21 protein-coding genes are annotated in these 21,546 nt (G+C 55.7%); 9 read left to right on the top strand and 12 right to left on the bottom strand.

Annotation, left to right across the window (positions count from 1 at the left end; translation table 11 throughout):
• Nucleotides 1-108: 108 nt before the first annotated feature.
• Nucleotides 109-702, bottom strand: a complete 594-nt coding sequence (locus tag AC2FID_RS20690; protein ID WP_496723452.1) for a TetR/AcrR family transcriptional regulator — start codon at nucleotides 700-702, stop codon at nucleotides 109-111.
• Between the two features lie 113 nt (nucleotides 703-815).
• Between AC2FID_RS20690 and AC2FID_RS20685 the strand changes: the two genes are divergently transcribed.
• Nucleotides 816-1,517 carry a PspA/IM30 family protein gene (locus AC2FID_RS20685; protein ID WP_496838505.1) on the top strand — a complete coding sequence of 234 codons (702 nt, stop codon included), beginning with the start codon at nucleotides 816-818 and terminating at the stop codon, nucleotides 1,515-1,517.
• A gap of 47 nt (nucleotides 1,518-1,564) precedes the next feature.
• A complete protein-coding gene (locus AC2FID_RS20680) occupies nucleotides 1,565-1,855 on the top strand; it encodes a YiaA/YiaB family inner membrane protein (protein ID WP_113790425.1) in 291 nt (96 codons plus the stop codon).
• Here AC2FID_RS20680 and AC2FID_RS20675 read toward each other — a convergent pair.
• The 6 genes from AC2FID_RS20675 to AC2FID_RS20650 all read right to left on the bottom strand — a co-directional run bounded on the left by AC2FID_RS20675 (nucleotide 1,852) and on the right by AC2FID_RS20650 (nucleotide 7,408).
• Nucleotides 1,852-2,826, bottom strand: a complete 975-nt coding sequence (locus AC2FID_RS20675; protein WP_496838503.1) for a hypothetical protein — start codon at nucleotides 2,824-2,826, stop codon at nucleotides 1,852-1,854. The two genes, AC2FID_RS20680 and AC2FID_RS20675, sit on opposite strands and share 4 nt — an antisense overlap.
• Nucleotides 2,826-3,932 (bottom strand): hypothetical protein, encoded by a 1,107-nt coding sequence (locus AC2FID_RS20670; protein ID WP_496838502.1) that lies wholly within the window; start codon nucleotides 3,930-3,932, stop codon nucleotides 2,826-2,828. Before AC2FID_RS20670 ends, AC2FID_RS20675 begins: the two co-directional genes overlap by 1 nt.
• Nucleotides 3,929-5,113, bottom strand: coding sequence for a hypothetical protein (locus AC2FID_RS20665; protein ID WP_496838500.1), 1,185 nt, complete (start codon nucleotides 5,111-5,113; stop codon nucleotides 3,929-3,931). The genes AC2FID_RS20670 and AC2FID_RS20665 overlap by 4 nt, the downstream gene beginning before the upstream one ends.
• Nucleotides 5,110-5,985 (bottom strand): ThiF family adenylyltransferase, encoded by an 876-nt coding sequence (locus AC2FID_RS20660; protein ID WP_496837844.1) that lies wholly within the window; start codon nucleotides 5,983-5,985, stop codon nucleotides 5,110-5,112. Before AC2FID_RS20660 ends, AC2FID_RS20665 begins: the two co-directional genes overlap by 4 nt.
• Nucleotides 5,982-6,905 carry a hypothetical protein gene (locus AC2FID_RS20655; RefSeq protein ID WP_496837846.1) on the bottom strand — a complete coding sequence of 308 codons (924 nt, stop codon included), beginning with the start codon at nucleotides 6,903-6,905 and terminating at the stop codon, nucleotides 5,982-5,984. Before AC2FID_RS20655 ends, AC2FID_RS20660 begins: the two co-directional genes overlap by 4 nt.
• A 326-nt stretch (nucleotides 6,906-7,231) precedes the next feature.
• A complete protein-coding gene (locus AC2FID_RS20650) occupies nucleotides 7,232-7,408 on the bottom strand; it encodes a hypothetical protein (protein WP_282152763.1) in 177 nt (58 codons plus the stop codon).
• Between the two features lie 479 nt (nucleotides 7,409-7,887).
• On the opposite strand from AC2FID_RS20650, the gene AC2FID_RS20645 reads away from it, so the two are divergent.
• The 7 genes from AC2FID_RS20645 (at nucleotide 7,888) to AC2FID_RS20615 (ending at nucleotide 16,507) form a co-directional block, all read left to right on the top strand.
• Complete coding sequence (locus tag AC2FID_RS20645; protein ID WP_496838497.1) at nucleotides 7,888-8,451, top strand: GbsR/MarR family transcriptional regulator; 564 nt, start codon at nucleotides 7,888-7,890, stop codon at nucleotides 8,449-8,451.
• A 40-nt stretch (nucleotides 8,452-8,491) separates the two neighbouring features.
• Entirely contained in the window at nucleotides 8,492-9,193 is a 702-nt protein-coding gene (locus AC2FID_RS20640) for a DUF4166 domain-containing protein (RefSeq protein WP_496838496.1), read from the top strand.
• Nucleotides 9,190-10,362 carry a saccharopine dehydrogenase family protein gene (locus AC2FID_RS20635; protein ID WP_496838494.1) on the top strand — a complete coding sequence of 391 codons (1,173 nt, stop codon included), beginning with the start codon at nucleotides 9,190-9,192 and terminating at the stop codon, nucleotides 10,360-10,362. Before AC2FID_RS20640 ends, AC2FID_RS20635 begins: the two co-directional genes overlap by 4 nt.
• 222 nt (nucleotides 10,363-10,584) lie before the next feature.
• The gene (xrtT, locus tag AC2FID_RS20630; RefSeq protein WP_496838493.1) at nucleotides 10,585-12,039 is read left to right on the top strand and encodes an exosortase T; all 1,455 of its coding nucleotides are present in this window, start codon (nucleotides 10,585-10,587) and stop codon (nucleotides 12,037-12,039) included.
• Nucleotides 12,036-14,120, top strand: coding sequence for a VIT and vWA domain-containing protein (locus AC2FID_RS20625; RefSeq protein ID WP_496838491.1), 2,085 nt, complete (start codon nucleotides 12,036-12,038; stop codon nucleotides 14,118-14,120). The genes xrtT and AC2FID_RS20625 overlap by 4 nt, the downstream gene beginning before the upstream one ends.
• Nucleotides 14,121-14,273: 153 nt before the next feature.
• Nucleotides 14,274-14,957 (top strand): response regulator transcription factor, encoded by a 684-nt coding sequence (locus tag AC2FID_RS20620; protein ID WP_108861842.1) that lies wholly within the window; start codon nucleotides 14,274-14,276, stop codon nucleotides 14,955-14,957.
• Nucleotides 14,951-16,507: an ATP-binding protein gene (locus AC2FID_RS20615; protein ID WP_282121316.1), complete on the top strand. Its 1,557-nt coding sequence runs from the start codon at nucleotides 14,951-14,953 to the stop codon at nucleotides 16,505-16,507. The genes AC2FID_RS20620 and AC2FID_RS20615 overlap by 7 nt, the downstream gene beginning before the upstream one ends.
• A 531-nt stretch (nucleotides 16,508-17,038) precedes the next feature.
• Here AC2FID_RS20615 and otnC read toward each other — a convergent pair.
• The 5 genes from otnC to AC2FID_RS20590 are packed head-to-tail and all read right to left on the bottom strand — an operon-like array spanning nucleotide 17,039 to nucleotide 21,543.
• Nucleotides 17,039-17,680 carry a 3-oxo-tetronate 4-phosphate decarboxylase gene (gene otnC, locus AC2FID_RS20610; RefSeq protein WP_496838489.1) on the bottom strand — a complete coding sequence of 214 codons (642 nt, stop codon included), beginning with the start codon at nucleotides 17,678-17,680 and terminating at the stop codon, nucleotides 17,039-17,041.
• The gene (otnK, locus tag AC2FID_RS20605) at nucleotides 17,677-18,954 is read right to left on the bottom strand and encodes a 3-oxo-tetronate kinase (protein ID WP_496838487.1); all 1,278 of its coding nucleotides are present in this window, start codon (nucleotides 18,952-18,954) and stop codon (nucleotides 17,677-17,679) included. The genes otnC and otnK overlap by 4 nt, the downstream gene beginning before the upstream one ends.
• Entirely contained in the window at nucleotides 18,951-19,748 is a 798-nt protein-coding gene (locus AC2FID_RS20600) for an N-acyl homoserine lactonase family protein (protein WP_496838485.1), read from the bottom strand. Before AC2FID_RS20600 ends, otnK begins: the two co-directional genes overlap by 4 nt.
• On the bottom strand, nucleotides 19,745-20,032 hold the full coding sequence (locus AC2FID_RS20595) for a putative quinol monooxygenase (RefSeq protein ID WP_496838484.1): 288 nt from the start codon (nucleotides 20,030-20,032) through the stop codon (nucleotides 19,745-19,747). Before AC2FID_RS20595 ends, AC2FID_RS20600 begins: the two co-directional genes overlap by 4 nt.
• A complete protein-coding gene (locus AC2FID_RS20590) occupies nucleotides 20,032-21,543 on the bottom strand; it encodes a tripartite tricarboxylate transporter permease (RefSeq protein ID WP_282121321.1) in 1,512 nt (503 codons plus the stop codon). Before AC2FID_RS20590 ends, AC2FID_RS20595 begins: the two co-directional genes overlap by 1 nt.
• Between the last annotated feature and the right edge of the window lie 3 nt (nucleotides 21,544-21,546).

Here is a 21,546-nt window from a genome sequence, read left to right as displayed (position 1 = left end):
TCCGTCGAATATTCGGATTTTCCGCTTTCTTAACTTGTTTGGCAGCGTCGCAATGCGATGGCATTAATGTCAATTCCATATGCATCCAAATTCGGGAAATCGAAAAATCTACCCTGGCTGATACCCTTGCAGATATTGGGACATAAACTCGGACAATTCAGCTTGTACCGCATCCGGGTCCAACGCGACGAACCGACCTTCCAGCGATAGCTTTACTATGCCGTGCACGGCAGAAAACACAGTTCGTGCACGCGAAGCCAAGGTGTCGTCGTCCAACTGAGGGTTCAATTGCGATAACGGAGCGATGATCTCGGCAATGAGCACCGCGTGTTCCTCAAGGTGCCATTGCGGGACCGGTACGCCCGGCTGCATCCGGTGATCGAATAAAGCGGCCCATAGGTTTGGGTTCTCGTTACCGAAATCCAGGTAAGCCAACGCAAGTGCAAGCAGCTTTTCCTTGGGTGTCTCCTGCGATGCGGGGGCGTTTTGTAGTGAGACGTGCAAACGCGCCAGTGTGCGCGAGTTCACCGCCAGTATCAGAAGGTCCAGATCTTCAAACGCATTATAAAGACTGCCCAGCGCACACCCGGCATCTTTTGTGATGTCACGTGCGCGCAGCGCGGCCAAACCTTGCGATTCAATACGCTTTTCCGCAGCATCCAAGATCTTTTTTTTCAGAATTTCTCTTTTACTTTCTGCCATTTAAACCTCGCAGGCTCAAAATTTTTGAACATCGTTCATTTTTACTGTTGAACAATGTTCAGAATCATCGCATAGTCCCTTCATGAACAATGTTCATAAACGAGGAGCCAAAGATGTTCAAACAGTTTGCCACTTTGTTAAGAGGCCGGGCCTTTGAGGCGGCAACCGTTGTTACGGATCGTCACGCTCTGCCCATTTTGCGTCAGCAAATCCGGGATTGCGCCCATGCCATTCAGGTGTCGCGCAAGGCGGTCGCTGTCGCAATGGCGCAGAACGAACAAGAGATCAAACAGCACAAGAGGTTGACCCAACAGATCGCAGACCTCGAAACGCGCACGCTGGATGCCTTGCAACAAGACCGCGAGGATCTGGCCCGGGATGCTGCCGAGACAATCGCACATCTTGAGGCAGAGCGTGACGTGTCAACGCAAGCGCAGGCCCGGTTTGAAACCGAGATCAGCCGCCTACGCACTGTCCTGCGCGAGGCCGAAACCCGGCTAAGGCAGTTACAGCGCGGTCAGCGCCTTGCCACAGCCACGGACAAGACGCAGCGCCTTCAGCAAGTCGCACCCGACAGCGGGTTGTCCACACTCCGCGAGGCAGAAGACACCTTGCAGCGTTTGCAAGAGCGTCAAAGCGAGATGGACGCCACCGCGCGCGCCATGACCGAGCTGGAAACAACGGGTTCGGCCGAGCACATTCGCGACAAGTTGGCCGAAGCAGGGTGCGGCAAGCCCTTGCGATCAAACGCTGACGACGTTCTCGATCGCCTAAAAAAGAAGGCGCAGAAATCCAATAAATCGAAATCGAGCTGACGACCGAACTGAATTGAACCAACAGAGAAATTGAAAGGAATTGATCCATGAATACCGAAGAAAACCTGAACCTGCCGCAATCCAACGCCTGGAACATGTTCACCATTATTTCGTTCATTGTCGCGGCAGCGATGATGGCCGGCGGCATCTACTTCCTGGAAGCCAGCTTTGCGGCAAAAGGGTTCTACTCAATGTCCGCGTTGATGTTGGTACATACCACCGTTTCGATCACAAAAACCCTGCGCGACCGTGAGGAATCGCAACGTCTGCACAATCGGATTGAAGACGCAAAGACCGAGAAGCTGCTGAAAGAGGTGGGCGAGAACATCGCTGCCTAAACGATAACCTCGCGCACCGACAGGCGCGTTCGACTGGGGGTGGCACCGTTGGCGACCCCCAGTCTTAACGCGTTAAAGAGAACCCTGTCGGCAAGTATGGAAAAACGATCCGAAACAGCGGCGCGTGTAAGTGGCTCATCCGCCAAAGCCGCGGCAGGCCAACCCACCAACCCGCATGCGGTGGCTTGCAACCAGGACCGATAGAACGCCCGGCCAGCGGCGACCATCGACCCATTTTCAGGCCAGTGAAACAGTGCGATTGCACCTGCACCACGGCTGCGCGCAGCCTCGCCCGACAGGTGCGGGCCAAGGCCCAAAAATGATAAAATGTCATAAAGCCTGCCACCTAGAATAGTCGGTGCAATCCTTGCGGTGGCCGCATCCATAGCAAGCACCTCTCGGTTCAGACCGTCGGTGTGATAGTTGGGATCGCCCTCGCGCAAGCGCATCCAGTGCAGCAACTCGGACCGAAAGTCCCTGGACCGCATAACACGGGACGAGGCGATGTCGATTTGCCCGGCAAGCCATTCGATCTGGGACGCATTCTGGACCAATGTCATGTGGTCGGCGCGCCAATTCCGGAAGGCTTCTTGCGGTACTGGTATAAAACCTGCTCGATGCGTCAGACGCTTTGAAACCTCCTTGGCCAGCACAACATCACCGGTATCGGCGGTTGTCTTGGGGACAATGCGGGCAATCATACGCAATCCCGCCTCGACCGGCCCTTCCGACAAGGTTACGTCAGCACCAACCCCGCGCGCCGCCAGGGCCAACACCGTGCCCTCGACCGCCGCGCCACAGGAAACGTACAGATCACGATTGTCCGGGTCACCGACAGGCAGGCGCCGCGACAGATCGGCATGGACCTCGATACACGCGCCATCCAGCCGCCATCGCGCTGGCTGCGTGTTATGCGCCGAAGGGGCAAGCATCGCCTGCGCAACAATTGCTTCAAATTCTGCGCGATCCACTACGTCAGCTCCTTGGAAAACAGGTGCAATCTGTGCAACGGCACGGCCCCCGCCTTTTCAGTTTGGCGTAAACTGGCCGCATTTTCGTCAGCAATCCACGTGCCACCAACCGTTTTGTATCCGGCGGCCATCATGTCCCGTGTCATCTCGCTCAGCATCAATGGATTGACCGAACGACTCTGAAACTCGGGCATTACGCCCTGAAAGATGACCACTGCGCGGTCACGGCGGGCCTTGTACTTAAGGTAGTGATACGGCAGCGACAGGCGCAACCGCGATCCGATCCGCCGGAGCAACGGGTTGAGATCGGGAATGGCAATCACCGCGCCCGCAGGTTGACCACGATAATGCACTACCTTTGAAATCCGCGGGTCCATGATCCATTTCATGTCTTTGGCCTGAAAGTGGAACTCTTCAGCCGTCACCGGAACAAACATTGGATTGTCTTTGAAGCTTCGGTTCAGAATGGCACGGGCGTCTTCAAGTCGTTCGGCAATAGTCGCACGGGTGACACGCGCGAAAGAGAACCCTTGCTCTAACAATTGCGCGCGCTGCTCGTCGGGCAAAACCTGCGGAGCCGGGTTGGCGTCCAGACACCGCGCGAACGTCGTCATCGGAAAGTGTGGCTGATATCCATTCGCCTCAAGCAGCCGCGGCAGGTGTGCAGGCCCCCAGATCTGATCGGTAAAAGGGGCGCGGTTAAATCCATCCGTCATGATCCCGGCCTGCTGCATCGCGGTCAGGTTGAAATTGCCGGTCAACCGGGTCATGCCTTTCGCGCGGGACCAGCTTTCCGCCGCCTGCAGCAATTGCGCAGCGGCCTCGGGATCATTCGCGCAATCGAAAAAGCCAAAGCATCCTCGCGCCTCATGATGCAGGTCGTTCGACCCACGATGTAGATGGACCGTGATGCGACCCACAGGCTTGCCTTGGCGTTTCACCGAGAAATAGGTGAAATCCGATGCATCGAAAAACAACGGATTCTTGATCGACAGGAAACGTTTCAGATCTGCCTTCATCGGCGACACATACGGAGTGCCGGCACCATAGGCGTGAAACGGGGCCGCGAAGAAACTTGCAAAATCCCTTTCGAGCAGCTCAATCATACTGCCCCCTCATGTACCAAGACGCGCGCCATGCGCTGTACGGCGCGCAAGGCTGCACCGGTACTGTCCAGGGTCGCGATTTCAGGGCTGTTGAGCATGACCACCCGCATTGGGGTGCCGGACAGGAACACCGCATGGGTCGCATCAAAACGGGCGAACAGCCAATTGACCTGTTCGTCATCCGTTGCCCCCAATTGTTGCACGGGTGTTGTGGTGAAGCTGGCGCGCAAATCATCAAGATTCATGTCCATCAAATCTGCTTCTTCAACCAGTATCAAGTCCGGAGATCCGGCAGCACGGCGCAGCAAAGTCAGGCTGGCTTGTGGTCCCTGCCCTTTGACATCCGCAATCTCGCGCAAAGCGATCAGCTGGCGATCCTCAATCCGCAAGGCAATCGCTGCCTGCCAAATTGCCAATAGCATGAGCGTGGACAAAGTGATCGCCATTACCTGCACGCCAGACCGCATATCCACCGGCACGATCGCCGAAAAGATCAGCGGTAGCAGAACGGCCATGACTATAACGATGCCGAAACCTCTCAGCGTATCCCACGGCCGCAATCCGGAACGGTTCATCCCGATCGACAACCAGCACAGTCCCAGCACGGCCACGCCACCCAGTCTGACCGGCAGGTCAAGCGTTGTCCCGCGCATGAAATCCGTTGCCAGAAACGGCAGGATCAGCAGAAAGGACAGGCTTATCCAATTGATGGCTCTGTTTTCCGCCGGTGACAGGCTGTCTTTGTCACGCCGCAACACAAACAGAGCTACGCCGCCCAAACCGAACAGTTGAAACAGCAGCAGGCCGGCCAGCCGGGTGATCTCGATACTGCTGAACTGGAAAAGACCCAACAGCCCGAAAATCACGCCCCCCCAAGCACAGAATTGTTTCAGCACCGGCGGCGCGTGGCGGCGCGAAAGCCCTTCGGACAGAACAAGTGCAGCCAAAGGAATCAGTGCCGCGCAGATATTTGTGACCGCCGAAAACAGCCAGCCCCAGCCGCCCCAGTGACCAATCCGCGCCAGCATCAGAACAACCAGAACCCACAAGCAGAATTGAAACCGTTTGGCGATTTCCGGCCTCTGCACCAGATCCTGAAGATGCAGCAACACAGTTGCCGCACCCAGCGCCGCACAGAGCGAAACCCAGGCATCCGCCAGAAAAGCCGCAGTATCCATCATGACGCCAGCAACCTGTTCATCTGCCGTCGAACCAGCGGACGCATCAGCGCGGCAAGAAAGCGCGGTAAAGGCCGCTCAACCTTGCCTGTGTGTGGGTTCAGAAACCAACCGCGATAATCCGCGCCGTGCGGGCGGCCCAGAACAGACTGAAGCGCCTCTCCTCCCATCAATGTCCCCGCCATGATGACCATCGGCGCAAAGGACATGCGGCTGCGGGTTCCAGCAATCACCTCACCTGCCAGAGCCAGATCAACGTGATGCCGGGATGAGGAATGGGTCAGCACATATTCGGCCTCAGCTTTGGCCGCCGCATCCCGCAACTCGGGGGTCAGCGCGTTCCAGCTGGTGCCGCGTGTGGTGTAGCCCAGACGCTCCTCGGGCATGGGGTCGTCGGGGGTTGTGACATAGACTGACGGCAACGGGGACGCATAGGCATCGATCACCGCGCGCCCTTTGGCCCGCGCCGTGCGATATAACAGCAAGCTGGCACCAAGATCGTCGGTGCCATTGATCACGACATCCGCGCTTTGAACCAGACGATCCACATGGTCGGACCATTCCGCACCAAGCACCTCAATCTCAGCTTCGGGATTGATTTGAAGACACTGATCCCGGGTTGCCTGCGCTTTGTCCTGATCGACTGTCTTCAGCGTTGCAAACAGTTGTCGGTTCAGGTTGGACACTTCGAACGCATCCAAATCGGCCAGGATCAACCGGCCCACCCCGGCGCGGATCAGGGTCATGATCGCGCTGCCTCCCATTCCTCCGGTGCCGCAGACGAACACACAGGCGTTGCGCAGGTGTGATTGTTCATCCCCGGACACAAAACCGAGGTTGCGGGTGGTGAAGTCCTGATAGGTAAATTCCGTCATTTATTCTGCTCTCGTGGCCTAAGGATGCCAAATTCGTGCCGCGTGTCTGCCCATTGCCAAAGCGGCATCGCCAGTCGCTGCAAAACCGCGGCTATGACAGCAAGGGCAAGTGCAACAACGGATCCGCGCGGAACTTCGCGCCCGACATAAGACAGGGCGGTTGGCATATCCATTTGCCCCAATTGCAGGATGTCATCACCCCGATCATAGTCGAGCTGGTTCTCGCAGAACGCATTGACGACCTGATCCCGATGTTTCGGCGCATCCTCGAAGGTTTTCTTCAGATAATCCGACCCGCCAGTATAGGCGTTGGTGATCACAAAGCGGTCTTCGTCAAACCCTGCATCAGGTCCGACGCCGAAAACATGGCGGTGATCCTTGATGATACTTCGCGCCAAATGCAGATGCAGAAGACTGCGTCGGTTCTGCGGCCCTGTCTGCGCCGTGGGAAACACACGGGCAAAGCCCTGACCAACCAGCCCCACAACTGCAGGGACTTGTGTCACATTCGAAACCCAAAGCGGGCGCATACCATTTCGAAACAAGAGCAGCACACAGGTCAACCCATAGAGAACCCAGCTGAAGCCCTGGTTGCGAAGATCTGGATCAACCATGACCAATCCCAGATGCAACACCTGTTCGGACCGGTGCCCGAGATCGACATCCATCAGGGCCAAGGCATTGAAGGCAACAGGCGTATCATCATCCCGGCGCGAAATCAGAGTGATCACCGAATGCTCAAGCCGGTCGCGATCCCCAGCGAAGACGCCATACGCCAGTTCCCCGGCAGGCAGCGTTTTCGACGCCACGCTCCGCAGATCCGCGACCAGGTTGTCCAGCTCCTCGCTCGGCATCCAAAGGCCGGGGCGTTCGACAATGCGTACGTGGTATCCACCCGGAATACCCAGACGAATATCCATGTAACGCTGCGAAGCCGCGTTAATTATGGCACTTATCAAATTCCGTTCCCGTTAATGTCTGCTCAACTCTGGATCCGAACTATGTTTCGGTAAAGCCAACGTTTGAAATCAACTTTGCCTGCAGTCGCATCGCTTCGTCATCAACCGGTTTTTTTCTTTTCGGCGCAAGTCCTGAATTCCGCCAGCGTCCAACCAACTTCTCTTTCCGCCGTCAGCAAGGTGGTCGACATATCCGCCGCTTGTACCCCAGGATAGCAAAGGAAGTCGGCGGGGATATTTCTGCCAAAGCCGAACGCCCGAATGTCACTTTTATTGTCGGGTCGCGCTCAAACCTCGCTACCCTGACAAAGTACAATTTGAGCATTGGGTGCTCCTTGAACCGGATAAAAAATTTCCCGGCTGTATCCCATTGCTTCATAGGTCTGCGAAACACTGCTAACCTGCCCGACCAATTCCAGCAACCCGAGTTTCGGATCGATGGTCTTTTCCGGAATGCTTGTCATTGATCGCCTCGCCTTGCTTGCGCACCAGAAGGGCGAAAATGTCAGATCAAGTTGTTTGCCTTGCACCCAAGACTACTGTCGGCTGGCTGTTTTGAAACGCGTCAAATCTTGCACAGATTGCGTGTCACCCGCGGGCGTTCCAAGCCGGTCGATCTGATCAGGCGAGCGTTCCGGTGCATCCACATGTTATTCTTTTGCGCGCCTGACCCTATCATTCAAGATCACTTGATAAAGCTCTTCGACGCCCATGTCGGTTGCTTTCCGTGTCATTTCTTGTTGATGGCTGCGATACATATTCCTGAGATTTACCGGCGCAGATTTTAACGCTGAACGGCTGCATGAATGCTATGAGGAGAAATCTCCTTAAATCAGTTGTTCGATCGCCTTTGGACATTGGGCCGTCGCGTCAGCACGAAATTAGGTGTCATTGAATCAACAAAGGTCTTGATTTTCGCACCATCTTATCTGATATTTCTGTCATGACAGAAATTTATGACATAACGAAATCAGACGCTGCAAGCCATTTCATTCTTTATTGGGGTGATATGGGCAATCAATGGGGCGTCAATCGCTCTGTGGCGCAGATTCACGCGCTGCTTTACCTTAGCTCCAAACCTCTTAATGCCGAGCAGATCGCCGAGTCGTTGGGTATTGCGCGATCCAACGTGTCCAACTCGCTCAAAGAATTGGTGAGCTGGCGCCTCATTCGCCGCATTCCGGTGCCAGGCGACCGGCGCGAGCATTATGAGGCCGAAGTGGATGTCTGGGAAATGGGGATCCGCATCGCCCAAGGGCGCAAGGAACGCGAGATTGATCCGGCGACACAAGCCCTGCGCGCGTGCGTGGCCCAGGCTGAAACCGAAAGCAGTCTTGACCCAACAGCGTTGCGGCGCATGCAGGACATGCAAGAATTTCTGGCCACCGCCGATACGTGGTTCAGCGATATGCTTACGGTGCCCCGTCCGAAACTGGTAATGTTGATGAAAATGGGAACCAAAGTCGTTTCCCTGCTCAGCTTCACCGGAGGCAAAAAAAGCAGCTAAAAATTTGTCCCGCTATTTCTCTTTTGACGGAAAAAACAGAATGATCGAAATTAGCAAAAGGATAGCGCCGCCAGGCCCGAAGCCGGCTCAACCGCAATCCGATGCGGTCAGCAGTCTGGATGATCGGTTCAAGAACTTGCTGGGGGCTTCGGCATGGTCTCGCCTGCCCAAAGCAATTCAGCGCCGATTCAGCAAGCGTCTGCTGGGGGATGCCAGCCTTGCCTATCAGGGCCGCGTGACCCAAATGCGGATGAACCCCGCAGGGCGTGCGCTGGCTTTTGCCCTGCGCGTGATCGGGGCACCGCTGCCGTTTGATCGCACCTCGGTCGGTCGATCCGCCGTGGTCACCGTCACCGAAGATGCGGCAACGGGCGGGCAGTTTTGGATCCGGCAATATGGTCGGGCGGCCGGGTTTCCACAGATGGTCGGCAGCTCAAAACGCTTTGCCGGGCCAACCGGGTTGGAAGAATATATCGGCTTTGGGATCGGCATCTCGCTAAAGATCGAAAGCACAGCGAACGGTCTCTATTTCGTCAGCGACCGTTACTTCCTGAAACTGGGGCAAAACCGACTGCCTCTGCCACGGTGGGTCTGTCCTGGGGGGCTTATGGTGGGCCACGAAGAACTTGGGGGTGGGCAGTTCCGGTTCACTCTGGAACTGGTGCATCCGCTTTTTGGTCAGCTGATCTGGCAGGACGCAACCTTTCATGATGCTGAGGTTATCGGGAGTGTCCCGTCATGAAGGTCGTGATTATCGGCGGATACGGTGTTTTCGGATCCCTGACTGCCCGATTGCTGGCACGTGATGGGCATCAGCTTTGGCTGGCCGGGCGACGCCCTGAAAAGGGTCGCGCTCTGGCTCAGGAACTCGGGGCGCAAACCCTGAAATTGAACATTGGCAAAGCACCAGAAGCTGTTTTCGACGTTAAGCCAGACGTTGTGATTGATGCGGCAGGACCGTTCCAACACTATGGTGATGATCCGTATAAAGTCCCGAAACTCTGTATCGCTCATGGCTGCCACTATCTTGATCTGTCTGACAGCGCCAAGTTCACGAAGGGTATTGGTGCTTTGAACACCGAAGCAACAACCGCAGGTGTTTTTGCCCTTTCCGGTGCGTCCAGCGTACCCGGTCTGTCTTCCTGTATCGTCGAAGACTTGATCGAAGATCTGGATGAAGTTGATGTTATCGACATCGCAATCCTGCCAGGTAACCGGGCACCGCGAGGCATGTCCGTTATCAAGAGTATTGTCAGCGGTGTCGGACGGCGGCATCAGGTGTGGCGCAATGGTGCCTGGGAAACAACTAGCGGATGGACGGATCGCAAGTTGTATGAGTTGGAACCGGGTATGAGGCGCGCCGGATACAGCGTCGACGTTCCCGACATCGCACTGCTGCCGGAAAAGACAGGCGCGAAGAGCGTCATGTTTCGTGCAGGTCTGGAACTTCCGTTGATGAACTGGGCATTACATCTGCTGGCTAAACTCAGGCAGTACGGGCACTTTGAATTACCGGCCATTGCCTATTCTGCGCTCTACGTTCTTTCAAAAGCGCTTTATGCCTTCGGAAGTGACCGAGGCGGTATGCAGGTAAGTGTTTCCGGCAAGCGCGCCGGGCAGAGCCTAACCCAAAATTGGAAGCTGATCGCGGAAAAGGGGCACGGTCCTTTTGTTCCCGGTGTCATGTGCCGCGCGATCCTGCGAGAACATGACAACGTGAATGCTGGTGCGCGACCCTGCCTGGCAGAGCTGACAAGGCCCCTGGTTGAAGGCGCAATGGCGGATCTGGAAATTCGTACTGAGATCGTCGACTTGAAGGATCATGGCACAACTGACCCAAGAGGCGACGTGCAAAAGAGCAAACGCTCAGGCAATTCGAACAGGCAGCGCCTAAACACAGCAGCACCTTGAAAGAACCTGAACTCGAATCAAAAACGGCAAATAGTGGCGTTTTGCGATACGCCATACAGTTCACTTAATTCAAGATTTGACGCATTGGTTAATAGGCTGGTCCGCAACCTTGTATTTCAGCCTAGATAACAATCGCGGCAAGGACCTCAGCTAAGAGGACCTCATCAAAATCTGCACATCTTGGGCAGGGGAACTGCGCATTCACCTGTCACTTCTGGCGGCATGAAACACTTGACCGCAGATACACTGGCATGGGGCGCCTTCGCGATTGCCTCAGCAATTCTGGCCGCGCAACCTTTGCAATGGCTTGTTCGAAGCTGGCTTAGCCCAGCTTATGGGTCTTTTGGGTATGTCTATGTCCTACTGATTTTGGGCCTGGCCGGGATGAGCTTGCTGAGCGGCCGCCGGAAAGAGGCAGGCTCTGACGTTCCAGCGATTGCCTTGTTGCTCTTGGCGGCTTTGATCCGGTTTCTGGGGCAGGTTTTGGCGATCAACATTCTCAGCGCTCTTGCGCTTGCTTTGGATGTTTTTGCGCTGGTCGGGTTGCTGCAGCTGAATCGGCGCCCTTTTGCGCTGTCGCCGTTTTGGATGGCTACGCTGTTCTTGTTTTCCTTACCGACCGAAATGGTCTTGCAGCGCACACTTGGGTTCCCGTTACAGATGGCTTCCGCGGAACTGTCCTGCCACATGCTCAGCGCACTGTTCTCGAATGTTGTCTGCGACGGCGTACGCATCACCTTGGAACAGAGAGATATTCTGGTGGACTTGCCATGTTCCGGAGCCTCGGGGCTTTTGCTGTCGCTGGCCTTCGTGGTTACGCAAAACGCAGTTATGCGCCCGCGATGGCATGTCGGTGGCCTTAGCCTGTTGGCCGTGATCGGATGCGCCACCTTGGGTAATAGCCTGCGCATTTCGCTGCTGGCGATTGGGCTTGCACGTGGTCTGGATGTTATGGCCGAGCCTTGGCACAGCCTTATCGGGCTGGTGACCCTTAGCCTGACAGTTGCGCCTTTTGCCTTGTTTTATCGGCCCCGCAGCAGAAACACGCACAAAAGCCGCGCACATCCCAAGCAGTTCATTCTGCCCAAACCCATCAGGGCACTGGCAGGGTTTGCATGCCTGATCGGCAGCATTGCGATCGTGTCTCTCAAGGCAAACCCAGTGGATGTTTCAGGCAGTGTCGTAACCCCGAATCTGCCCGCACAAATCCAAGGATATCTGGGGCAGAAAGTGCCCCTGACACAGATGGAAGCTTATTATTTCGAAGCCTATGGCGGACACGCGCAAAAGGCTCAATTCGGTCCACTGGGGCTGAATGTGGTCAGCACGCGCGCGCCGCTGCGACATCTGCACGCCCCTGAAATCTGCCTGCGGGGTCTTGGCTACAAGGTTCGGTTTCTGGGCACACGCTATGACGGCGTGCCCAGCGCCTACTACCGTGCCACCGGCCCGGACGGGGACCAATGGCTGGTTGCGGTCAGCTACGTCGCACAAAACGGGCAAGTCACACCCAGCGTGGGCGAAGCGATCTGGCGCTGGCTGAACGGGTCCGGCGGCACCTGGAGCAGCGTGCAAAGGATCACCCCATGGGCCTTGGACACGAGCTTGCGCGCCCAACTCGACGCTGCCGCGATTGCAGCGCTCGACATTCACACCATCAAAGGAACGGACATATGATACGGTATTTTGCTTTTATTATTCTGCTATTCCCCGCGGCTGCGTACACCCAGCCGGAAGACGACATCGCGGGTCGATTGATCGGCAGCGGAGCGGCTGGTCAATTGGATCTGCCCCTGCTGAAATCAGACCTTTCCGTTGATATTCAGGGCGATATGGCAACCGTTCAGGTGCGGCAGGTGTTCATAAACCCTTCGGACGATCCGATGTCGGCGGAGTATCTGTTCCCCCTCAACCAAAAAGCCGCCGTCTACGCGATGCAGATGCAGGTGGGCGACGAAGTGATTGAGGCGCAGATCCAACAAAAGCACGAGGCCGAACAAACCTTTGAGATAGCAAAGCAAGAGGGCAAAGCCGCTGCCCTTTTGACCCAGCATCGTCCCAACATGTTCACGCAGAACGTCGCCAATCTGATGCCGGGGCAGCCGATTACCGTGACGCTGAGTTATGTGCAGGCCGTCCCCAAGATAGACGAGGCTTATGAGCTAGTACTCCCTCTGATCGTCGGGCCGCGCTATCAAGGGGCGGTGAATTTTGACCAAACGTCTCAGGGCGTTGAGTTGGCTGATTTCCATACTGAAGAACCGGTCACTTCTACCGTAACCGAAGTCGATGGTTGGACGGTTTCCGAGCTACCGCAATACCCTCTGGTTCCGCGCCTGGCGAACCCCGATACAATTGAACCCGCTCGGGTCTCGCTGAACCTCAATCTGCGCGGTGCAGTTCCCGTTTCCAATCTGACAAGCGCCACGCATGATCTACAAGTCCAGGAGTCGGAGGGAGTGATCAGCGCCACTTTTAAGCACGGGCGGGTGATCGACAACCGCGATCTTGTTCTTCGCTACGCGCTTGGTGGTGATGAGACGACAGCCGGAGTGCTGGCCCACCATGATGACCGGGGTGGCTTTGTATCGGTGCTGGTTGAGCCGCCAAAAATCCCGCAGTCGGATCAGATAACTGCACGAGAGCTGGTCTTTGTGCTGGACACCTCGGGATCAATGGGCGGCGCGCCTTTGGATGCCAGCAAGCGGTTTATGGAGACCGCGTTGAAAGGCCTGCGCCCCGAGGATTATTTCCGCGTGATCCGGTTTTCCTCGGGCGCGTCCGAGTTTGCGTCCCAAGCCGTTCCTGCCACACGCAGTAACATCCAGTCCGGTTTGCGCTACGTGCACAGTCTGCGCGCCGGGGGTGGTACAGAAATCGACAACGCAATCCGTCATGCATTTGCAACGCTGCAACCTGCCGACACATTGCGCATCGTCGTCTTCCTTAGCGATGGGTATATTGGGCAGGAATCCCGCGTGTTGCGCACAATCCGGCAACAGATCGGCGATGCGCGTATCTATGCCTTTGGCGTGGGTACTGCAGTAAATCGCTATCTGTTGGATGCGATGGCCGAAGAAGGGCGCGGTTATGCCCGCTACGTTGATCCGACCCAGCACGCCTCGGATGTCGCCGACACACTGGCCCGGGATCTGAAATCGCCGGTGCTGACGGATGTATCCATTGATTGGGGCGGGTTGAATGTCACCGAAGTGGTGCCACAACATATTCCCGACCTGTTCGATGGCGGCTCAATCCGGGTTTTGGCTCGGTACGAAGGTGGCGGGCCTGCGGACATCACGATCAATGGCCTGGTGCAAGGTAGAAAAGCACAGATGCCACTCTCGACAGTCCTGCCAACAGAATCCGGTCCAGAAAGTGATACGCATCAGGGCACTGCGATCCCACTGACCTGGGCACGTTCCAAAATCGCGGATCTTGACCGCGCCATGGCGGTGCAGGCTGGCGATCCCAGAAAGATTGAAGCGCAAATCACCGATCTTGGGCTGAAATTCAACCTTCAGACGCAGTTCACCTCTTTTGTTGCGGTTTCAAAAATGGTCGTAAACCCCGACGACGCGCCAGCAGATGCCAAGCCGGTGGCCTTGCCGCAGGTGGCGAGCGTTGGCCCAGCAGCATATCCCAAAACAGCGTTCAGCGGGTCTTCGACACCCGAGCCGCAAACGATTTTCGGACTGATAATGCTGATGGCTTTGGGCGCGCTGCGCCTGAGCCGAGGCCGGAGGGTTTCGGCATGAGAGCGATACCCTACAAACTGCGCACCGATGCCTGGTGGCTGGGGGATGATTTCACCTGGCGCAGACAACAGGTGCAAGCTCCACTTGACCCGGACAATGGCAGTATGATCTCTGATCGTGACTTCGGTAATATTTCGACGGCGGACGCATACAGTGAACAACATCCTGATCGTAGATGATGATGCCCGTATTCGCGATGTCGTACGCTTTGCGCTGGAAGAATCCGGCTTTCGAACAACCGAAGCATCCACTGGTCAGGACGCATTGGAGGTTTTTAGCAATACCCCGGCCGATCTGGTCGTGCTGGATATCGGAATGCCCGAAATGGATGGGTTGGAGGCCTGCCGGGAATTGCGCAAAAGCTCAACCGTGCCGATCCTGTTTCTGACGGCACGAGATGATGAGATTGACCGCATTCTGGGGTTTCAGCTTGGTGGCGATGACTATGTCACCAAACCCTTCAGTCCGCGTGAACTGGTGCTGCGGATCAAGGCCATCCTTGCCCGCTCGGCCGACATTAAATCGCCGGACGACGTGACGGTCTTTCAGGATCTGCAACTGGATCATAGCGCGCATCGCTGCACCCTTGCCGAGGCCGAGGTCCAGCTGACCGGGATCGAATTCGCGGTCCTGTCGATCCTGGCCAAAACACCAAGCCGCGTCTATGCGCGCGCGCACTTGATCGAGCTGGTTTACGGCCACAACACCTATCTGTCTGGTCGCACGGTGGATAGCCATATCCGTAATATCCGTCAGAAGGCGCGCACTTTGGGATATCCAGATTTGATTCAAACCGTGCACGGGGTTGGGGTGAAGCTGGGCGTTTGCCAGTGCTGACCGTAACGCAAAAATGGCGACCGCCGCTTGCGCTGGTGATTTCGCTGGTCTGCATCGCCCTTGTGACCCTTCCGATCATTGGTGTTTTGGGTGCCCGCCTGTCCAGCAACCAGTTCGCACGCGAAACCGAACGCAGTCTTTTGTCTCAGGCCGTTATCTTTGGCGAAATCTATGCCACGGCCTTTTCTGAGATCCAGGCCGCACCCGATGTCGGCCACAGTTTGTCCACTGAGCAGATGGAACGCCTTACTCAGGACTTTCATCCCATCCCAGCCAGTTTGGATCTGTTTCGCGGTCAGGTCTCGCCGCCGCGCCCCGACCCGGTTTCAAGTGATGAACCGCTGGACGCGCCGTATTCGGAGATCTCTCAATCACTGTCACAGCTGGCGAGGTCGGCTAAGAAAACCACTCTGTCGGGGTATGTTTTCATGGATCACTCTGGGCGGATCATCGCCAGCAGTGGATCAGCCAGCGGGTCTTTTCTGCATGTACCCGAAGTGTCGCAAGCGTTGGAGGGTGAAACCGTTTCATTGCTGCGACAGCGCGATGACACGTCCAATCGGCACCTGCTGAACTCGATCAGTCGCGATACCTCATACCGCGTGTTTGTCGCCCACCCGGTGGTGTTGAATGACAGGGTCATCGGGGCCGTTTACCTGTCGCGCACGCCAATGGACCTTCGGAAATTCCTGTTTCAGGAACGGTTCACGCTTGGCTCTGTCGTGGTGTTCATGCTGGTGTCTGCAGCTGTGGTCGGTTGGATGATGTGGCGGCTGATCTCGAAGCCAATTCGCGATCTCAGCTGTCAAAGCCAGGATGTCGCCAGCGGATTGAAACCGATCCCCGATCCCGTGCAGCACTATGGCGTGAAGGAACTGGCGGAACTGGGTAACAACGTCGTTTCGATGGCTGCAACCTTGTCAGAGCGGTCGACTGCGATCGAGACTTACACGAGCCACGTAACCCATGAGTTGAAATCGCCGGTCACGGCAATTTTGGGTGCGGCAGAGCTGTTGTCTGATGGGCCGTCAGCGGTATCCGGTGATCGCAACCAGAAACTGGTTCATAACATTCAGCAAGAAGGTCTGCGTATGAACGCCTTGCTGAGCCGTCTTCGCGAACTGGCACGGGCCAGTATTCGAACTGACCCTACCCCAACGTCACTGGCGGATATGGTCCAGGCGGCGTCAGCCGCGTTTTCAGAAAAGGTTGTCGAGTTGCAGGCGCCGCCAGAAACGTACCTGCCTTTGTCCAAAGATCAGGGCCATATCGTTCTGCATCACCTTCTTCAAAACGCGTTTCAACACGGCGCAACACGTGTCGACATAAGTTTTGACGCGGCTTCAAACAGCCTGATCGTTTCCGACAATGGTTCGGGCATTTGCCCGCGAAACAGTGCACGCATCACAGAACCATTCTTCACAACCAGACGGGACCAAGGCGGCACTGGTTTGGGCCTATCCATTGTTACCGCTGTTTTGAAACAGGCAGGTGTAGCGATTGAAACAATGACCCCAAAGCAAGGCGCCAGTTTTCGGATCAAGTTTTGAACTTTGCTGGAAATAGTTCGCCGAATAACTTTGAGACACTTGAGAGAAATACGTCGTTATTCGTTTCACCTACACTTGGCAAAAGCGGTGCTACTTCATGCATCTCCACATCATTAAGCGACTACGAACCAGTTGGAGGGGCTTTGAGTTCAAGACCTACAGCCACATTCAACACATAGTGAACTTAAGAGCGGTGGGAAGTGAGGCCTATAGAAAGATGCTTGACGGCTCTTCTTATGTCCGCTTCTTCGGAAAGTGGTATTTAATCTAGCGGTGACATTTATCGCGAGTCCTGGAATTCCGTCAAATTCTCCTAAACAAACGGTTTGGGTCGTCCGCGAACGTTTAAGGGCGTCGCGAACGATTATGGGTGATCCTACAAAATCTGTAGGGACGCGCATAACGCTGCGCTTCTGCTATTGATTTCAATCATTAAATTCAGATGCTCTTGCCCATAACATTGCGTGGTATTTGCGCATAATTTTGCACGATTTACCCAAAAGTTTGCACACTCCCCCTATCGGTGTCCAACTACATCCTTCCAAAAGTCTCTTTGAGTTCTGCGACTTGTTCTGCATTCAACATCCGGGTTGGCATACCCCGCAGTGCCACGAGCAGCTTGGCTGTTTCTTCTAACTCTTCCGCTGCACAGACCGCTGAGAAGAGATCCATTCCTGATACCACGGGACCGTGATTGGCCAGCAGAACAGCACTATACTTGCCGCCCAGTTCGCGGATCAAATCACCGGATTTTGGATCACCCGGCTTAACGTATCGAACCAGTTTAACCGTGCCTACGCGCATGACCACGTATGGTGTAAGCGGCGGAATACAGTCATTGGGATCGGTGTCTTCCAGACACGACAGTGCGGTGGCCCAGGTCGAATGCAGATGCACCACTGCACCAGCTTCCGGCCGCGTCTCATAGAACGCTTGGTGCAGAAAGACCTCCTTGGTCGGCTTGTCTCCGGAAACGTGGTTGCCATCCAAATCAATCTTGGCAATTCGCTCGGGGTCAACATTGCCCAAAGTCGAATTCGTTGGCGTCATGAGAATCCCGTCCGGTAAACGCGCAGAGACATTGCCCGCAGTGCCAACGGAAAAGCCACGCACAAACAGCGAGGCACACAGCTCCGACATCTGCTGCCGCAGCGCCATTTCTTCAGGGCTCATTTGCCCGACTCCATCATTTTCAGCGCTTTCGCGAAAAAATCTGGAGCGCCAAAGTTTCCGGATTTCAAAGCCATCGCAATGGGTTCAGTTTTTCCAACGCTCAGGACAGGTACGCCCGGGTCAATCTCTGTCCCAATTGACATGGCCGGTGACCCCAGTGCCTCAGAGACAGCCTGGGCGACAGCTCCCGACGTCTCTCCTCCGGCCACGACAAGGCGCTCATAACCCGTTTGGACAAGTTCCCGTGCAGTTTCTGCAAAGAGATTATCCAGCCTGTTCGCTACAGCTTCCTGACCAAATTGATTTTGGATCGCTCGCACATCATCCGGACTTCCCGATGAATATGCGAGCGGCGCCTGACCCGGATGCGCTTTAAAGAAATCCAGAAGCGTTTGCGTGGTCACATCCCCGGACATGACACCCGGAACATCAATGGCGAAGGTTGGATGGGAATTCGCATGAACATCGATCTGCCCGCGGGTCGCACCTGAACAAGAACCCGCAAGGATCGCGGCAGGCCCTGCGATACCAGTGAACGCACTGCCAGCACTATTGGATGAAGTCTCTCTCAGGAAGTTTCTTGGTAGCCCCAGTGCTATACCCGATCCCCCAGTAATGAGCTTGGCATCCTTTAGAGCTTCGCCCCAGGCGAACAAATCTTCATCCGAAATCGCATCGCCAATTACAAATCGTTCGCCGGCCTTCTGCAAAGCATCAGCAATCGCCTCTGATCCTTGCTCCACGGCGTCAATTGACACCAACCCGACCGCTTCTTGGGTCTGATACTGCAACCATCGCCTGATATTGGCATCCGTCATCGGAGTAAGAGGGTGATTTTCCATCCCAGACTCGTGCAACAACTTACCAAGCACAAAGAGATGACCGTAATAGATAGTACGCCCCGTTGTCGGAAAGGCCGGACAGAAAATCACTTTTTCCGCGCCCAGTTCGTTGGCCAGCGCTTCCGCAACGGGACCGATGTTTCCCTCCGTCGTGGAATCAAAGGTCGAACAATATTTGAAGATGAACTGCTGGCATCCTTGGTCCACGAGCCACCGCAAGGCACTCAAACTGTCTGCAACAGCTTCCTCGACCGGTGCAGTGCGGCTCTTGAGCGATACGACACCCGCTTCGATCTCCTCGTCGGCTGGGAGATCCGGAATACCTGGAAACTGCGCGGTTCTTAATCCACCTTCCGGCTCAACGCCCTTTGCCAAGGTGTTCGCGATATCACTCGCACCGGTAAAGTCGTCCGCTATAACGCCGATCTTCATAATTTGATGTCCCTGGTTGGCCCGAAATCCAGCCTATGGATATGCGGTGCCGCTCCGACGGGAAAAATCTCTCGCACAAGTGGATCATGGCCGGGCACGATGAGTCGAGGGTGCGAGGCCAACCTCTCGAGCGTCTCGAAACCATCCATCATGTCTTGCAGGTCGACGACGATGGGAAACGCTTTGCGCGCCATGAAATTCTCATAGTAATGAGAGGCATCAGAGGCGAGCACCATCCACCCGACTGCCGTTCTCACGCGAACGCATTGCAACCCTCGCGAATGCCCACCAATGCAGTGCACCGTGACCCCATCTGCAATCTCGACTTCTCCATCGTAGAACACGACCTTCCCTGAATAGAGACGCTTTACGACCTCGCAAATATGGCCCGCCGTGAAAGGTGCGCGCAGATGGTCGTGGCACATGCAGGGGCCTGTGGCGAAGGCCATCTCCGCCGATTGCATATGCAACTTCGCGTTCGGGAACATATGCAGCCCCCCCGCGTGATCATAATGAAGATGGGTCACGATAACCTCGGTTACCGCTTCCGGTGAAATGCCTAGGGGCCGCAGAGCCTCGCGAGGATCCATCGCAATGGGACGACCACGGGCGGCGGCCTCATCGGAGTCGTAGCCAGTATCGACCAGAATGACTTTGTTACCGCGTTTGAGCACCCAAACGAAGTAATCCATCGCGTGAGGCGCGCTGTGATTATCATCGATGATGAAACTATCAGCTCGCGTCCGGGCATTGCGATCCGCGTATTTCACGGCGTGGATTTCCCAATCGTTCATCGGATGACCTCGGAGTACTGGTGAACTACCTTGGTGGCGATCATATCAGCCACAGCCGTATCAAAGGACTGGAAATGTTCGCTTTCTAGGTGGGCAGAGAACGCCGCGCTGTCATCATAAACCTCATAGAGGAAAACTGTCTCGGGTTCGTCGCCGAGGCAAACGTCGAACTGCTGGCATCCGGCTTCGTCACGCAAAGAGGTTGAAGCGTTTGCGACCATCAGCGGTAAAAAAGTGTCTCTCGTACCGGGTTTGAGAGCGAAAGTGACAGTGACTACAAACATCAGACAGAAAGTCCTTTCAGACGTGAGAAAGCGCGCTTTGCAACGGGCAGCTGGCTGAGGATCAGACCAATGTTGAGCACCAGCAGAATGGCCGCACCGGGTCGTGAAAAGAAGACCGAAAGATCCCCGTCCGACAAGAACAGCGACCGGCGGAAGGTTTCGTCAAACAGGCTGCCTAGAATAACCCCGATCACCAACGGCGCGATTGGGTATTTCATCAGGTTCATGAAATAGGCAACGGCGCCGACGCCAAGCATCAGGTAAAGATCATTGATGCCACCACCAACGCTGAAAGACCCAATTGTTGTCAGAACCATAACGACGGGCAAGAAGATGGTCTGCGGGATGGCGAGTATTTTGATAAAGACCCGAGCAGTGAACAGGCCCATCAAGAACATTGTCAGGGAGGCCAGCACTAAAATTGCAACCACGCGCAGAATGATCTCGGGGTCTATCGTCGGACCTGGGATCACGTTGTTAATCTTGAAAGCCCCCATCAAAGCCGCGGCGGGTGGTGAGCCGGGAATGCCCAAAACCAAAAGCGGGATTAGCGCGCCCCCAATGCAGGCGTTGTTTGCCGTTTCAGAGCACAGCAGACCTTCCAAAGAGCCTTTTCCAAACTTGTCGCCCTCGGCAGATACGGTCTTGCCGACACCGTAACTGACCCAACCGGCGACATCTTCGCCCACGCCGGGAAGCGCTCCTACCCCGGTCCCGATCACTCCTGAACGGCCAATGGTCGGCAAGTAACGTCGGATGGAGCGTAGGTTCGGAAGGATGCGACCTTTCAGGGCCAGAGCTTTCCCGGCCTCAACGTGCCTTAAACCGTCGATGATTTGGGGAATGGCGAAGGCCCCCATCAAAACTGGCACGACCTGAAACCCGCTCATCAAGTAAGACCAGCCGAAGGTATAGCGCGGCTCAGACAACAAAGGGTCGAGTCCCACCATGGACATCGCAAGCCCGATCAAACCAGCGATCCATCCCTTAATCACCAGGTCTTCGCTCATCAAAGTGCCAGAAAGCAGAATGCCGAAAAGGGCCAGCAACGCTTTCTCCGGGCTTGCGATGTTCTTTGAAACCAAAAGCAGCGCCCACACGAAAATCAAAAGCGTGATGGTCCCGATAACTGTGCCAATGAAACTGGCCGTTGTGGTCAGCCCTAGTGCTTCGCCCCCTCGACCCGCTTTGGCCAGAGGGTATCCATCCATGGCTGTCGCCGCGCTGGCCGCCGTGCCCGGAATGTTCAGCAGGATTGACGGATAAGAGCCACCGTAAATCGCGCCGACATAGGCCCCGAGCAAAGCGATAAGCGAATAGTCCAATGGGATCTTGTTGCCGAAGAAACCCGTCAGGATCGTCACTGCCAGCGTTGCGGTCAGGCCGGGCAATGCGCCGAATGTGATGCCCAGGAACACGGATGCGATCAAATACAGATAGGTCAGCGGGTCTACTGCCAGGCCCACGAATGCGGTCCCAAATCCAGCCAGTTGCGAAAGGATAAAGTCCATCCG

It is taken from the genome of Ruegeria sp. CDSC068 (genome assembly GCF_059610545.1).
Note: the sequence above shows the minus strand (reverse complement) of the source record. Positions and strands in the feature narration are given on the sequence as shown.

Coding starts and splice junctions, on each gene's coding strand:
- AC2FID_RS20680 (WP_113790425.1), top strand. CDS start 1,565: ATGAATACCGAAGAAAACCTGAACCTGCCGCAATCCAACGCCTGGAAC.
- AC2FID_RS20685 (WP_496838505.1), top strand. CDS start 816: ATGTTCAAACAGTTTGCCACTTTGTTAAGAGGCCGGGCCTTTGAGGCG.
- AC2FID_RS20645 (WP_496838497.1), top strand. CDS start 7,888: ATGACAGAAATTTATGACATAACGAAATCAGACGCTGCAAGCCATTTC.
- AC2FID_RS20665 (WP_496838500.1), bottom strand. CDS start 5,113: ATGATGGATACTGCGGCTTTTCTGGCGGATGCCTGGGTTTCGCTCTGT.
- otnC (WP_496838489.1), bottom strand. CDS start 17,680: ATGAGCCCTGAAGAAATGGCGCTGCGGCAGCAGATGTCGGAGCTGTGT.
- AC2FID_RS20690 (WP_496723452.1), bottom strand. CDS start 702: ATGGCAGAAAGTAAAAGAGAAATTCTGAAAAAAAAGATCTTGGATGCT.
- AC2FID_RS20590 (WP_282121321.1), bottom strand. CDS start 21,543: ATGGACTTTATCCTTTCGCAACTGGCTGGATTTGGGACCGCATTCGTG.
- otnK (WP_496838487.1), bottom strand. CDS start 18,954: ATGAAGATCGGCGTTATAGCGGACGACTTTACCGGTGCGAGTGATATC.
- AC2FID_RS20655 (WP_496837846.1), bottom strand. CDS start 6,905: ATGGATATTCGTCTGGGTATTCCGGGTGGATACCACGTACGCATTGTC.
- AC2FID_RS20625 (WP_496838491.1), top strand. CDS start 12,036: ATGATACGGTATTTTGCTTTTATTATTCTGCTATTCCCCGCGGCTGCG.
- AC2FID_RS20660 (WP_496837844.1), bottom strand. CDS start 5,985: ATGACGGAATTTACCTATCAGGACTTCACCACCCGCAACCTCGGTTTT.
- xrtT (WP_496838493.1), top strand. CDS start 10,585: ATGAAACACTTGACCGCAGATACACTGGCATGGGGCGCCTTCGCGATT.
- AC2FID_RS20670 (WP_496838502.1), bottom strand. CDS start 3,932: ATGATTGAGCTGCTCGAAAGGGATTTTGCAAGTTTCTTCGCGGCCCCG.
- AC2FID_RS20640 (WP_496838496.1), top strand. CDS start 8,492: ATGATCGAAATTAGCAAAAGGATAGCGCCGCCAGGCCCGAAGCCGGCT.
- AC2FID_RS20600 (WP_496838485.1), bottom strand. CDS start 19,748: ATGAACGATTGGGAAATCCACGCCGTGAAATACGCGGATCGCAATGCC.
- AC2FID_RS20635 (WP_496838494.1), top strand. CDS start 9,190: ATGAAGGTCGTGATTATCGGCGGATACGGTGTTTTCGGATCCCTGACT.
- AC2FID_RS20595 (WP_496838484.1), bottom strand. CDS start 20,032: ATGTTTGTAGTCACTGTCACTTTCGCTCTCAAACCCGGTACGAGAGAC.
- AC2FID_RS20650 (WP_282152763.1), bottom strand. CDS start 7,408: ATGACAAGCATTCCGGAAAAGACCATCGATCCGAAACTCGGGTTGCTG.